We start from the raw sequence: 13,010 nt of genomic DNA, 5'->3' as shown, positions 1-13,010 counted from the left end.
CCGCTCGGGAGTTTAATTATAACTCAGGACTTTTTCTCGCCTTCTTCTTTATATTCAGCTTCTATAATATCTTCTTCTTTTGCCTTCTTAGGCCCTTCTTCGGCTTTCTGCTCACTAGCCTTGGTATCTCCTGCTGGATGCGCACTCGGGCCAGTGGCCTGCTGTCTCTTTGCTGCCTCTTTATATACTGCCTCGGCTAATTTATGCGATGCCTTGGTCAATTCCTCCGTCTTGGTCTTGATCACGCCTATATCTGAACCCTTAAGCGCTTCACGTAGACTATCAAGTTTTGTCTGGATTCCTTTTTTATCCGCATCATTAATCTTATCGCCGAACTCCTTTAATGATTTCTCAGTGGAGTATAAAAGAGTATCTGCCTGATTACGCGTCTCTACCTCTTCTTTCTTTTTTACATCTTGGTCAGAAAACTTCTCTGCTTCCTTAACCATCTTTTCGATCTCTTCTTTAGAGAGCTTTTTAGGAGCAGTGATCTTGATGGACTGTTCCTTTCCTGTGCCTAAATCTTTTGCGTTAACGTGCACAATACCATTGGCATCAATATCAAAAGCAACCTCTACCTGTGGCACGCCACGCGGAGCAGGAGGAATCCCTACTAAATCAAATCTTCCCAGCTCGACATTGTCGCTAGCCATTTGGCGTTCGCCCTGCAAGACCCTAATCGTAACTGCTGTCTGATTATCTGCTGCTGTAGAAAAAATTTGAGCCTTCTTAGTGGGAATGGTTGTATTACGCTCAATAAGCTTGGTAGATACTCCACCTAAGGTCTCAATACCTAAAGACAATGGCGTAACATCTAAAAGCAGGACATCTTTCATATCCCCTTTAATTATTGCTGACTGAACTGCAGCACCTAAGGCAACGCATTCCATAGGATCAATACCGCGCTCAATCTTTTTGCCCACAAAATCTTCGAGGAATTTCTGAACACAGGGCATTCGCGTTGGTCCGCCCACCATAATGATTCTATCAATATCACTGCCAGAAAATTTCGCATCACTAAATGCGATTTCCAAGGGGCCTTTACATTTTTCTACGATTGGCATAACCAATTCTTCTAATTTAGCCCTGGTTATTGACATCGTCAAATGTTTAGGACCAGTAGCATCTGCGGTAATAAACGGCAGATTTATGTCAGTAGCTACGGTACTGGAAAGTTCAACCTTTGCCTTCTCAGCTGCCTCCCGCAATCTCTGCATCGCCATCTTGTCGTTGCGTAAATCAATACCGTTTTCGCGCTTGAATTGCTCTGCTATATAATCGAGAAGCACATTATCCATATCTGTGCCGCCCAAGTGTGTATCACCGTGGGTGGATTTGACCTCGAATACGCCTTGTGCCATCTCCATTATCGTGACGTCTAAGGTCCCGCCGCCAAAATCAAACACCATAATCTTCTGCTCTTTGTCTGCCTTTTGCAACCCATAGGCAAGACAGGCAGCAGTAGGTTCATTTATAATTCTTAAAACCTTTAACCCTGCAATTTCACCCGCATCCTTTGTTGCTGTTCTCTGGTTATCGTCAAAATAGGCAGGACAGGTTATAACTGCTTCCTTAACCTCTTCACCAAGAAAGGCCTCTGCGTCAGCCTTTATCTTCTGCAGGATAAATGCTGAAACCTGCTGAGGTGTAAACTCCTTATCATAGGCCTTAAATTTAAAATCCTCACCCATCCTTCTTTTGGCAGCCATAATTGTACCTTCAGGATTTATTGCTGCCTGCCGACGAGCTGGCTCGCCTACAAGACGCTGGCCGTCTTTTGTAAAGGCAACAACAGAAGGAAATGCCTTACCACTGGCCACACCTGCGCCTTCAGCAGACGGAATTATAACAGGCCTTGAGCCTTCCATAACAGCTGCGGCTGAATTTGAAGTACCTAAATCAATTCCGATTACCTTTGCCATCTTTACTACCTCCTTCTTAAATTTTCGCTGTAGGCCTTAAGCCTCCAGGTGTTAGAATCAGATTTCTTAATCTTCTAACAAATTCTATTTATTTTCTTCAGGCCCTATGTCTTTGACCCCTGATTTCTTTGCCACCTTAACCTTAGCTGTACGAATAACCCTATCATCTAAGATATATCCTTTTTGAAGTTCCTCAATTATTTTGCTATCTTCATCTTTATCTGATTCAACGCTCATAAGCGCCTCATGAAAAAGTGGATCAAACTTTTTGTCTTTTGCATCAATCGGCTTAACGCCCTGTTTCTTTAATAGTTCATAGAGATGGGCTAAAATCATCTCTACGCCTTTTAGGAATGTTTCAAAATCCTGTTTGTGTGTCTCAGCCAATGAAATGAGTCTTTCTAAATCATCCAGGACAGTCAAAAGCTCTAATATAATCGTCTCATTGGCATATTTTAAAAATTGACTCTTCTCTTTATCAAGGCGCTTTCTAAAGTTTTCAAACTCAGCTTGTTGACGCAGAAATTTATCCCAATATTCGCTCTTTTTAGAAGAATCCTCTTTTAATTTCGCGTATTCTTCTTCGCTGATAGTAACCTCTGCCTTTTGCTTTTCTTCGTCTTTATGTTTCATGCTATTTTAGGATTTGCTCAAGACCTGCGTTAATCTCTTGGAAAGACAATCTAGAATAGAAATAACCTTTGAATAGTTCATTCGCTTAGGTCCTAAAACCCCTAGCCTCCCGCAAATACTCCCCTTTTTTGAATAAGCGCTGACCACAAGAGAACACTCTTGGATTTCATCGCAATGGGACTCTGTGCCAACATAGATATTGATGTAATCCTGCGGGGAACTATTAATAAGTTCTAATAAGCGGGCCCTCTCCTCAAGAATTGTCAAAAATGAACGTACTCTCTGGACATCATTAAATTCCGGCTGCTCCAAGAGAAAATGCAAGCCACGAAAATAGAACCTATCCTGCTTGCTAAAAGAAGAAACAATACCCGCATAATGAGTCAGCTCTGCCAAGATATCAGATGTCTTCTCTAGAATAGCTTCCAAATGCTCCAAATCTTCCAGATATAACGTAGAGCAGATTTCTCCCTTCTGACTTTCATCTAAATTCTGCTTTTCCATCAGAAATTCCAGATAATAGCGGTATCCTTTATCCGTCGGAATCCTACCAGCAGAAGTATGAGGATGGGTCAAGAAACCATCAGACTCTAACTCTGCCAAAACATTCCTGATAGTAGCTGAACTTAAGTTAAGACTACATCTCTCTCTTAAGGACTCAGAACTTACTGGGGTTGCGCTTGATATATATTCGTTTATTGTCTCAAGCAATATTTCTCTTTTTCTTGCCTTACTATCAACTGTACGCATGTTTCTCCGCTAATTAAGCCCAAAAAGCCAAAAGCATATATTACCACATTTTTTTCAATTGTCAATGTTTCATAAGTGCTTTAAATCCTATCAGTTTTATCCCAAGATAACATAAATTTAGCACTCTTATTAAAAGAGCGCTAAGAAATAAACAAAAAAAATACTCTTGCCTCAAATGCATTTTAAGAATAGCTCATATCCTTAGTTGATACATAAATTATTGATGACCAGGATAAGTAGGGTCCTTTACTAAACTGCCAGTACTAACATTATATTCCCAGTAATTGCCAGTCTTTGGCGGTCCTAAACTACCATGTGGACACCAGATTTGATAAACACACGCTGCCCCTGAACATGTACCCGGACTCTTGCATATACCCCATTTACCTGCCCCGCCATAAGAATTCCAAGCATGTGGCGGAGAATTCTGCATCATCACTTCATTTGCACTTCGGGCAAAACCACAACCTTGATCCATCCACCAATTCCAAGCAGCTCCGCTAACATCTGCATCATCCATAAAAGGAGGACAAGTTGGCCAACTTCCAGTATCAGCCCGATACAACAAAATTGCTGAACGTAAAGCAGCTATTGTTGCATTCTCCTGAATATCCAGTGACCTACTAGCTACATCAACAAATCTGGCAACAGCAGCAGAAACAACTATAGCTAATAATGCCAAAACAATGATTAACTCCAAAAGCGTAAAGGCATTTTTATTATTTTTGATAAGAACAGGCTGTATTATTATCGCTCTCATCTTACTAGTTTTAAAAAAATACTTGTCATTAATTTTACATATGCCCCTGACAGCTTCCGTATGGACCGCCCGGATTCTTTATAATCCTGCCGGCACAAGGACCGCCAAAATAAAGCAACCAAATATTGCAAGCAGTAACACTAGTATCGGTCGCATGCGGACAGAAAATCCACCAACCAGAATGAGGATCTGCAGGACAACTTCCCACTGCCCAATTCACGTTACACATCCCCCAGCGATGAAGGCCATCTCCGTAAGAATTCTCTTTCCAATCCGGAGGGTTTTCTAACAACATCTCCTCCATAGTACCCTGACAATAGATAGTGCCACCAAATCCCCAATGCGATATTGCAGTTCCACTACAGAAAGGAGCAGTTTGCGGCAGGGCTCCATACTTACCATAATAGGCAAGTACTGCTGCGCGCACCGAAGCCATCGATGCATTCTCCTGAATATCCAGTGACTTATTAGCAAGATCAACAAATCGGGAAACTGCTGCTGAGGCAAAGATGGCTAATAATGCCAAGGCAATGATTAATTCTAAAAGCGTAAAAGCTTGCTCATTGTTTTTATTAAATGTTTTATGTTTTATTCCCAATCTCATGTTAATATAACGCAAACTTTACTTCCCTCATGAGTAGCGAATATTATTGGTGTCCGCCGCATGTTGGATTCTTTATAATCTGCCCTGCAAGACCGTCTTTCATTATCCCTTGTGCTGGAAAAGGATCATTCTCCGGATCTCTAAAATAATAATACCAAACGTTGCCATTTGAGTAATCTGCAGAGATCCCATTATCACTTATATGCGAACAATAGATTGAGTATCCACAAAAAGTCGTACAGCCTGGAACATCATTCAAACAAGTACCCCAATTGTCTCCAATGCCGTAACTATTAAAATTGTGCTCAGGGGCAAATGGCATAACTATTTCATCCTGGCTTTGCGTACAGACGTTGCCTACAGGAGGATTATTAAACCACCAGTGTCCAAAATCACTCTCTGACATAAGAGGAGGACATTGAGACCAACGAAGGTGTTGGGAATGATATCTCCTTATTCCTGTTTGCATTGCAGCAATTATTGCCTCCTCCTGCACCTTCCTTGCCTTCTCACGCATGTCTATGTAGGCTAAGGTACCGGCAAAGACCAGAATAAAAAGTACAACAAAGATAATAAGCGCCTCCACAAAAGTAAATCCTGAAAGATTCAAACACTTAATCTTAACTCTAAAAGAATTATTTCTTTTCATATCCCTTTAATGCCTCCGCTAAATTTAAGGGTAAGTTCGCATTAATTTCAATCTCTCTCTGGGTATAACGAATATCTTCGACATTGCCCTCCCGATAAATCAAATCCACAACATGCATTTTATCTAAAGGCAGGCTTAATTTCATATTTTTCAAATTGCAACTAAACTCTGCTGTAATTAAGTCCTTTAATTCTTCCAGACCCTCGCCAGAAGCAGCAGATATCGCAACAGGGTTTTTGAAATCCCTTTTTAACCTGCCAAGCCAGGTTCTATCTTCTAATCTATCTATTTTATTTAAAGCTGTAATCAAAGGCTTATCCTGGACCTGCAGCTCATCTAGAACCCTATTGACTGCCTGTGCCCTTTCTGCATATTGGCCAAAACTAATATCCAAAACATGAATAAGCAGCTGCGCCTGCTTCACCTCTTCCAGTGTTGCCTTAAACGCCTCAATCAGGCCATGCGGCAGTCTATCTAGGAAACCAACAGTATCAGAAAATATAAACTTTTGATGATTCTTGAATTTAGCAGAACGACTTAAAGGATCAAGTGTAGTAAACAGACTGTCCCTGACTACCTGGTCAGCTTTAGTGAGAGTATTAATAAGTGTTGATTTCCCAGAATTGGTATAGCCTACAAGCGCAATCACAGGAATTGTTTCTTTCAGCCTTTTCTTTCTTAGATTCTGCCGATGCGTGCGCAGACCTTGTAAGTCCTTCTTTAATTTACCAATGCGCTGACGGATCCTTCTTCTGTCAACCTCAAGTTTTTTCTCACCTGGGCCCCTTGTCCCAATGCCGCCACCCAAACGAGAAAGCATTGTGCCCTTACCTGTAAGCCGGGGCAGAAGATACTCTAACTGCGCCAGCTCAATCTGAAGACTACCTTCCTGACTCCTGGCATGTTGGGCAAAGATATCAAGGATAAGCTGCGTACGATCAATTGTCTTTACCCCTAATCTCTCCTCTAAATTCCTCTGCTGAGAGCTGGAAAGATCGTTATTAAAAATTACTGTATCTATTTGATTCTCTGTAATTAACTCTGCCAGCTCCTCAACCTTACCCTTGCCTAAAAAATACGCTGGATCAGGCTTATCGCGCTGACAAATAACCTCGGCTGCGGAAGTAGCTAAAGCTGTCTTGGCTAACTGACGCAGCTCCTGCTTTGCCAGTTCAACGTTGTAGTGGCTGTGCTTTTTAAAATCAACGGTGATTAATAAGGAACGCTCCATATTGTCAATGACAAATTAAATATAGCTTAAGATTTTCTGAACAATGTCCTTATCTGCGTCGCCTTCTTTTATCATTATCCACTTTATGCGCTTATCGCGCTTGAACCAGCTCATCTGGCGCTTGGCAAAATGGCGACTATTACGTTTTATAAGTCTTTTTGCCTCATCTCTATTATACTCTTTAGCAAGAAAACGAGCAATCTCCTTTATCCCAATTATGCCTAAGGCGGTTTTGCTCAATCTATGCTTAAGTGCCCTCTCTGCTTCTGAAACTGCGCCTTGTCTAAACATAGCCTCAACCCTATTATCAATACGCTGATATAGCTGACTACGCTCACGTTTTAGGCCTACTAACAACACATCATAATCATTAAAAATACCAATTTTCTTTTTTTTGACCTCTGACATCTTTTTACCGCTTTTAATACATACCTCAAGCGCTCTAATGATTCGCCTTAGGTTATTAGGATGAATGCTATCAGCGGTTTCAGGATCAAGTTGCCTTAACTTTTCATAGACATGGTTATTGCCGAATCTTTCAGCTTGTTTCTCTAATCGTCTTCTTAAGGCCCTATCTTCACCCGGACCGGAAAAGATACCATCCAAAAGCCCCTGTATATACAGACCACTACCACCAACCACCAAAGGAATCTTTTTAGCTCTGCTTATTTTATTTATTGCGCTTTTTGCATCTTTTATAAACTTAGCTACATTATATTCTTTGCTTAACCCTAGAATCGATATCAAATGATGTGGAATATTTTTTAACATTATAGGTGGTGGATAGGAAGTCAGAATAGGTACTTGCCTATAGACCTGCATTGAATCAGCCGAGATTATTTCTGACTTGATTCTTTTTGCAAGCTCAAAGGCGATTCTGCTCTTGCCGACTGCGGTAGGACCGAGAATGAAGACAATCTTATTTTTTATCTCTTTTAACAATTTTAGGGGTATATCTTTGTAATAAACCCTTGCTTGATTAAGTCCTTCTCCAATGCCTGCGCTGCTTCAAGCGTTGCGAGCCTTCCAACCCTAACGCGGAAGAAAGAATCAGCGTTTTTTAAGACAAAACTATCAAAGCCCTTACTATTAAGCAGGCGAGAAAGATTCGTGGCATTTCTTCTGTTCTTAAAAGAACCAACCTGGACGCTGAAAAAATCTACTGCTAGATTTCCATCTAATATTGTTTTCATCGCAGGACTGACAGGAAATGATTCTCTAATTCGGGTTAAAATGGAATTTGCCTCTTTCCAGTTTCCTAATTTTAAATTCAAAAGATACTGACGCAGAAGTAATGGGCTTTCAAACTCACTTCTAACAAATCTAGCTGAGAGCTCTCCAGTGCTATTTAAAGCCCTTATATAATCACCTTTAAGAAACTTAATATCAATAAGTTTAATTAAAGCCAGGCCTACTAAGTGTGAATTCCTATATTCATTTACAATAATATCAAAGCAGTCGCCTGCCTTTAGGTATATTTCTGCTTTTAAATAGCTTAAACCTAAAAGATAATAAAGCCTTGCCGATGAAGGCCTATCTACCTCTTTAGCAAGAATCCCCTCCAGTTTTTCGATACTCTGTCTATATTCGCCTTTTAAAAAACTCACTTGCGCCTCTTCGAAATCCTGAGCAAATAAACAAGTAGTAAGAATCAGAAAATAACTAATAAATAGACAAAAAAATGTTTTCATATTTTCTTCTTTTTCGAGATTTGCTTTTGCAGATCAAGCAGAATTTTATGCCGGCGCTTTTTCTCTTGCATTCCTACGTCGTCTTCTAATTTAGCAGCCTCAGTATGCGGCCGGGTAGAATATTTAAAAATGTAGGCATTATCAAACTTTATTTTTTCCAAGACTTCCAGAGTATCTTGAAAATCTCCTTCAGTCTCGGTAGGAAAACCGACAATGATATCTGTACTTAGGCCTCCTCCTACTATCTTGCGATAATCTTCTATTTTTTTCAAGTATTCTTTTAAGGTATAACCTCTATTCATAAGCTTAAGAATTCTGTCTGAGGCTGACTGAAGCGGAAGATGCAGGTATTTTTTTAAGTTACTACATTTAGCAATAATCTCGAACATATCTTTCGAGGCATCTTTAGGATGACTTGTAACAAAACTAAAACACCTCAAACCCTCTATTCCACTAACCATATTCATAAGCTGTGAGAAATCTACTCCATTCCAACGATAAGAGTTAACATTCTGACCTAAAAGTGTTATTTCCTTAACACCTTTAGTTACAAGCGCCTGGATTTCTCTTAAGATATCTTTGTGGTTGCGACTGCGCTCTCGCCCACGCACAAAAGGCACTACACAATAGGAGCAAAAATTATTACAGCCTTCGGCAATCACTACAAAAGAATCGTCTTTCTTTGCTTGAAAATTTGTATTATAAGCAAACTCATCACGTTGTTTTTGGCCGATAGCCATACCTTTAGTATTGCCTGCCTTTGCCTGTTCAATTAGAGAAGGTATTGAAGCTATATTATTCGGACCACAGACAAAATCAATATTGGGTGCTTTCTTGAATGCATCAAATTTGTGGTATTCAGCCATACAACCCACGAGTCCAATTATTCGTGTTTCGTGTTTAAATTTGCCTATTTCTGACCAGACTTTATCCTCAGCATGTTGCCGTACTGAGCAGGTGTTAAAGAGAACAACATCAGCATCATCAGATGAGTCAACAACTTTATAACCCTTCATGAGTAGGCTTCCGGAGATTATCTCAGAATCCCGAACATTCATTTGACATCCGAAGGTACGCAAAAGTATACGTAACTTCTTCTTGCCTTTTCCGCCTTTTTCGCCTCTATTGGCGCTGTTTCCTGCGTTTTCAGCCATTTCATCCCCTCTTCATAACAACTCTTCCAGGGCTCATTCAGGTCGTGCCTGACAATCTCCTGGTTCTGGATATAGATAGCCCTGAATATTATCCTCATAAACGTTTTGATGAGGTAATCCATCTGCTCGCCCTTAGGATTGCTCCTCAACCTTAAAAGAAAATCCTGCGTGGCTTTTACCAGATTGACCGCATTCCTCTTCTCAAGGATCCTTAACTGGATCGCCTTAACATCTTGCCTAAGTTTCTTCTCCTCATTCCTTAACAGCTCGGCCCGGTCTTTATAGATATCGATGTTAATCTTATCCTCTGAAAATACCTCATAGAGGGCCTTTTGTTTCTCAAGGTTCTTGCTAATGCCCTTTTCTTTTGTCTCCAACTCTTCAATATAATGTTGCTCCGGCTCAGTAGCGCTTAACTTGATAATATCGCTAAGCTCTTCGATTACATGAAGGTTCTTGCTTATAGTATCGATGATATCCCAGACCTGCTTATTGATTGCGTCAGCCGTAACGGATTTATTCTTACATTTGATATATGACACGCCAACAGACGAACAGCAATACCACGGCCGCCTCATTTTTGTGTGGTGATTAACCGTTAATGTGAGCCCGCGATAATTCATCCCGCACTCGTTGCATTTCAATATCCCTGATAAATGATAAACATTATTTCTGAACCTGACTACGGTATTAGTGCGGTTTCTTTTGAGCAGTTTTTGAGCCCGGTCAAATTCTTCCTGGGAGATAATCGGCTCGTGGCAATTCGGGACTTCAATTATTTTTGACGGGTCATTGTTGACGTATTTGTAGCCCTTGCCCTCGCCGTTTTTTGTTTTTTCTTTCTTATCATAACGCCGCTTATTCCACACAAGGGTGCCTAGATAAGCTTTGCTTTTCAGGATGGATGAGATAAATTTAGTGTAAAATTTACCTCCCTGGCGTGAAGCAATGCCCAGATTATAGTAATGGCCTGCTATCTGAGAAGTACTTTTGCCGCCTAAATACATAGAGAAAATCTCTTTAACTATTTTTGCTTCTTCTGGATGGACTTCAAACTTCTTAATTTCTTTATTGTATCTATATCCGTATGGGGCATATCTGGCGCCTTGCCAGTGGCCTTTCTTTACGCCTACGATCATTCCGGGAAATACCCTTTCAACAAGCCGGTTCCTTTCAAATTCGGCGCAACTACCAAGCATTTGGATTGCCATTTTACCGGCACTTGATGTAGTGTCAAAAGGCTCGGTTGCAGATTTATAGCCAATACCAAGCGACTCAAACTCTTCTAATAAAGCTAAAAGATCCTTTAATTTTCTGCTGAGCCTGTCCTGCTTATAGACCATCACTAAATCAAACTGTTTATTCTTAGCGTCGAAGAGAAGCCTCTGCAAAGCAGGCCTGTCCATGTTTCCACCTGAATACCCGTCATCCATATAAATATCCCGGCCGGACATACTGCAAAACACATCCCAGCCGAAATTCTTGGCATACTGCAAAAGGTAATCCCGCTGAACCTCAAGCGAGAACCCCTCACGCGCCTGATCCTCAGTACTGACTCTTGTGTATAATGCTACTTTCATTACTTATTGTTCCCCACCGGCACAAATGTAATTGGCACAGAAGCTCCATTTTCTACATAATCCGAATAAGCTCCGCTCGGAACCTGTGGTAAATGGTAAGCAGATGCTATAACGTTGAGTCCTGCCCATGTAGCAATAGAAATATAGTGGTCTTCGGAATCTGTCTTTGATACTTTCCAAATACTGCCCTTTTGATCTGGAAAGATAATGTTATCATCTGCGTTAAGATGCGGGACACCATCGTGTTCGCAATATCGAAAAGTTCTCCACAAAACTACCGGTGAACATTTAGGAATAATTACTCCTTCACAAGCATAATCAATTGTTGAAGTCACAATAGTAGCACAAGTAGCAAGACATACGCATGTAAATTTATCTTCATGCTTCTTAGCTAATCCCGGAGATAAATAAGATGAAATAAATGGATCTTCTGGAGAAAATATTTGGTATCGGCCATCTCCAACTTCACTCAAAATTTTTTTATATTTTATACTGTCCCATAATTTTTTGAACATACTTTTAATCCTTTAACTTCTCCCGCCAATCCTTGATCTTCTTGATACACTCATCCGTAAACACCGGCCAGTCCTTATAATCCCTTTTGGGCTTAACCCAACCCCTACGAATCCAGTTAATCATAGTCTGGCGATGAACTCCCAGCATTTTAGCCGTCTCTGTCATTGTATAAGTCTTCATAATAAATGACCCTTTTAATAAGCATTCGTATTGTACCGTATTAAACAACCTTATACAAGGTATTTCTTATCATCATTTTTCTTGCTTCTCCGCTTCATAGCACACCAAAAACATCTTAGACAAAAGCTCTATCCCCTCATAAAACGACTTGCGAGCCTCTTGAACCTCCGCTATGGACAGACCCCTACCTTTAAGCTTCATTTCTAAAGCTTCCCACCCTCGAGGCCTAATACTTTTATCTTCACCATTCCTCTTGCACATCTTCTCCATTTATTCCTTTTCTCACGCCTGCAAAATCATCTAATATTTCAGCAATGTTCTCATGCATGATGGATTCGATTTCTCTTGGCTCCTTCATCGCAAGTAAAGGCGCAAGTCTCGTAGGCAGAACAAGAAAAGCATTTTTAACGGCAATGATTCTGGCGATCCTTCCTTTTTCAACTTCCTCTCTTGATATAAGCTGGCCTAAAGTCTTTTCGTATTCGATCTTGATTATAAGCGCTTTGTTTTTTCGATACTCTATGTCCCATTTTTCTTTTTCATTGTCTTTTAAATACTTGAATCTCTTTCTCGTGACCTTCCAGGCCTTGATATCCAGAAGATCATAATTGCCTTCACGAGTTATCGGCATTCCCTGACTAGCCCATCGCTCAACAGTCCTTTTGGTTACGCCAAGGGTCTGCGCTACCTCTGCTTGAGTCCTGACGACTCCCGGAGATAAAGTTGAGGCCTCAAATGCCTCGACTTCCTTTATCTCGGAAACAGAGAGAGGTTTTCCGCTCTGCATCTTGTTATAAAGATAAAGCTGCCTTTTCTTCTTGGCTATCTCGGCAATGCTTTGTTTATTCACCTCGTTTTGTCTTTTTTGTTCTTCTGTCATGATGGTTTGTCCTTTCTGAAAAAATCCGGCATCCTATCCGACATTTGCTAAAGGCTCATGTCGGTCTACTTGCCCCTGATTTTTTCGGTTTTGTGCTTAAAATTATGATTTTTTTCCCTTGATATACCGACACCGACATGCAAAAAAATGAACCTAAAATCACTGACAAACTGCGCCTCGCCTGACCCTCGGCCCAAGCCCCCTCCGGAAGGACCCATTTTATATTCGTTAACCTTGCCTCCATGTCCAACGAATTCCCCCTCCAAAGTCTGCACCAACCATTAACAACATCTACCAGAATTTAACAACGCTGGATTTCTCTTGCTGTTTCATTCCACTCATTAGCTAATCTCTCAAGCGTCTTATCCCATCTCTGCTTATGTTCTCTGGACTCTTGCCCCGCTTCAGACTGCATCCTTTCAAACGCTTTATCCCATTGATTCTTGCTCATGTCTAATCA

15 protein-coding genes are annotated in these 13,010 nt (G+C 40.7%); all 15 read right to left on the bottom strand.

The features are described 5' to 3' along the window. Positions 1-23: 23 nt before the first annotated feature. The 15 genes from dnaK to KJ593_03405 all read right to left on the bottom strand — a co-directional run bounded on the left by dnaK (position 24) and on the right by KJ593_03405 (position 13,001). A complete protein-coding gene (gene dnaK / locus KJ593_03475; protein MBU2540943.1) occupies positions 24-1,922 on the bottom strand; it encodes a molecular chaperone DnaK in 1,899 nt (632 codons plus the stop codon). 84 nt (positions 1,923-2,006) lie between these two features. Further along, on the bottom strand, positions 2,007-2,555 hold the full coding sequence (gene grpE / locus KJ593_03470) for a nucleotide exchange factor GrpE (protein ID MBU2540942.1): 549 nt from the start codon (positions 2,553-2,555) through the stop codon (positions 2,007-2,009). 6 nt (positions 2,556-2,561) lie between these two features. Beyond that, positions 2,562-3,305 (bottom strand): hypothetical protein, encoded by a 744-nt coding sequence (locus tag KJ593_03465; protein MBU2540941.1) that lies wholly within the window; start codon positions 3,303-3,305, stop codon positions 2,562-2,564. A 217-nt stretch (positions 3,306-3,522) separates the two neighbouring features. Next, positions 3,523-4,065 (bottom strand): type II secretion system GspH family protein, encoded by a 543-nt coding sequence (locus KJ593_03460; protein MBU2540940.1) that lies wholly within the window; start codon positions 4,063-4,065, stop codon positions 3,523-3,525. 34 nt (positions 4,066-4,099) lie between these two features. Next, positions 4,100-4,669: a prepilin-type N-terminal cleavage/methylation domain-containing protein gene (locus KJ593_03455; protein MBU2540939.1), complete on the bottom strand. Its 570-nt coding sequence runs from the start codon at positions 4,667-4,669 to the stop codon at positions 4,100-4,102. A 43-nt stretch (positions 4,670-4,712) separates the two neighbouring features. Further along, positions 4,713-5,318, bottom strand: a complete 606-nt coding sequence (locus KJ593_03450; protein ID MBU2540938.1) for a hypothetical protein — start codon at positions 5,316-5,318, stop codon at positions 4,713-4,715. Further along, on the bottom strand, positions 5,305-6,549 hold the full coding sequence (hflX, locus tag KJ593_03445) for a GTPase HflX (GenBank protein MBU2540937.1): 1,245 nt from the start codon (positions 6,547-6,549) through the stop codon (positions 5,305-5,307). The genes KJ593_03450 and hflX overlap by 14 nt, the downstream gene beginning before the upstream one ends. Before the next feature lie 15 nt (positions 6,550-6,564). After that, positions 6,565-7,491 (bottom strand): tRNA (adenosine(37)-N6)-dimethylallyltransferase MiaA, encoded by a 927-nt coding sequence (miaA, locus tag KJ593_03440; protein ID MBU2540936.1) that lies wholly within the window; start codon positions 7,489-7,491, stop codon positions 6,565-6,567. Positions 7,492-7,493: 2 nt separating this feature from the next. Beyond that, on the bottom strand, positions 7,494-8,240 hold the full coding sequence (locus tag KJ593_03435; protein MBU2540935.1) for an SPOR domain-containing protein: 747 nt from the start codon (positions 8,238-8,240) through the stop codon (positions 7,494-7,496). Further along, positions 8,237-9,394, bottom strand: a complete 1,158-nt coding sequence (miaB, locus tag KJ593_03430) for a tRNA (N6-isopentenyl adenosine(37)-C2)-methylthiotransferase MiaB (GenBank protein ID MBU2540934.1) — start codon at positions 9,392-9,394, stop codon at positions 8,237-8,239. Before miaB ends, KJ593_03435 begins: the two co-directional genes overlap by 4 nt. Further along, on the bottom strand, positions 9,295-10,974 hold the full coding sequence (locus KJ593_03425) for a recombinase family protein (GenBank protein MBU2540933.1): 1,680 nt from the start codon (positions 10,972-10,974) through the stop codon (positions 9,295-9,297). Before KJ593_03425 ends, miaB begins: the two co-directional genes overlap by 100 nt. After that, positions 10,974-11,489 carry a hypothetical protein gene (locus KJ593_03420; GenBank protein ID MBU2540932.1) on the bottom strand — a complete coding sequence of 172 codons (516 nt, stop codon included), beginning with the start codon at positions 11,487-11,489 and terminating at the stop codon, positions 10,974-10,976. Before KJ593_03420 ends, KJ593_03425 begins: the two co-directional genes overlap by 1 nt. Positions 11,490-11,493: 4 nt before the next feature. Next, positions 11,494-11,670 carry a MerR family transcriptional regulator gene (locus tag KJ593_03415; GenBank protein ID MBU2540931.1) on the bottom strand — a complete coding sequence of 59 codons (177 nt, stop codon included), beginning with the start codon at positions 11,668-11,670 and terminating at the stop codon, positions 11,494-11,496. 241 nt (positions 11,671-11,911) lie between these two features. After that, the gene (locus tag KJ593_03410) at positions 11,912-12,550 is read right to left on the bottom strand and encodes a hypothetical protein (protein ID MBU2540930.1); all 639 of its coding nucleotides are present in this window, start codon (positions 12,548-12,550) and stop codon (positions 11,912-11,914) included. Between the two features lie 301 nt (positions 12,551-12,851). Then, positions 12,852-13,001 (bottom strand): hypothetical protein, encoded by a 150-nt coding sequence (locus KJ593_03405; protein MBU2540929.1) that lies wholly within the window; start codon positions 12,999-13,001, stop codon positions 12,852-12,854. Between the last annotated feature and the right edge of the window lie 9 nt (positions 13,002-13,010).

It is taken from the genome of Candidatus Omnitrophota bacterium (assembly GCA_018830005.1).
GTDB lineage: Bacteria > Omnitrophota > Gorgyraeia > JAHJTE01 > JAHJTE01 > JAHJTE01.
The sequence above is the reverse complement of the archived record's forward strand: the minus strand, read 5'-3'. Positions and strand labels throughout refer to the sequence as shown.

Excerpts from the sequence above, each read along its gene's own strand:
- KJ593_03425 (MBU2540933.1), bottom strand. The coding sequence starts at position 10,974 with ATGAAAGTAGCATTATACACAAGAGTCAGTACTGAGGATCAGGCGCGT.
- KJ593_03405 (MBU2540929.1), bottom strand. The coding sequence starts at position 13,001 with ATGAGCAAGAATCAATGGGATAAAGCGTTTGAAAGGATGCAGTCTGAA.
- KJ593_03435 (MBU2540935.1), bottom strand. The coding sequence starts at position 8,240 with ATGAAAACATTTTTTTGTCTATTTATTAGTTATTTTCTGATTCTTACT.
- KJ593_03450 (MBU2540938.1), bottom strand. The coding sequence starts at position 5,318 with ATGAAAAGAAATAATTCTTTTAGAGTTAAGATTAAGTGTTTGAATCTT.
- KJ593_03420 (MBU2540932.1), bottom strand. The coding sequence starts at position 11,489 with ATGTTCAAAAAATTATGGGACAGTATAAAATATAAAAAAATTTTGAGT.
- KJ593_03460 (MBU2540940.1), bottom strand. The coding sequence starts at position 4,065 with ATGAGAGCGATAATAATACAGCCTGTTCTTATCAAAAATAATAAAAAT.
- grpE (MBU2540942.1), bottom strand. The coding sequence starts at position 2,555 with ATGAAACATAAAGACGAAGAAAAGCAAAAGGCAGAGGTTACTATCAGC.
- dnaK (MBU2540943.1), bottom strand. The coding sequence starts at position 1,922 with ATGGCAAAGGTAATCGGAATTGATTTAGGTACTTCAAATTCAGCCGCA.
- KJ593_03465 (MBU2540941.1), bottom strand. The coding sequence starts at position 3,305 with ATGCGTACAGTTGATAGTAAGGCAAGAAAAAGAGAAATATTGCTTGAG.
- KJ593_03455 (MBU2540939.1), bottom strand. The coding sequence starts at position 4,669 with ATGAGATTGGGAATAAAACATAAAACATTTAATAAAAACAATGAGCAA.
- KJ593_03415 (MBU2540931.1), bottom strand. The coding sequence starts at position 11,670 with ATGAAGACTTATACAATGACAGAGACGGCTAAAATGCTGGGAGTTCAT.
- miaB (MBU2540934.1), bottom strand. The coding sequence starts at position 9,394 with ATGGCTGAAAACGCAGGAAACAGCGCCAATAGAGGCGAAAAAGGCGGA.
- hflX (MBU2540937.1), bottom strand. The coding sequence starts at position 6,549 with ATGGAGCGTTCCTTATTAATCACCGTTGATTTTAAAAAGCACAGCCAC.
- KJ593_03410 (MBU2540930.1), bottom strand. The coding sequence starts at position 12,550 with ATGACAGAAGAACAAAAAAGACAAAACGAGGTGAATAAACAAAGCATT.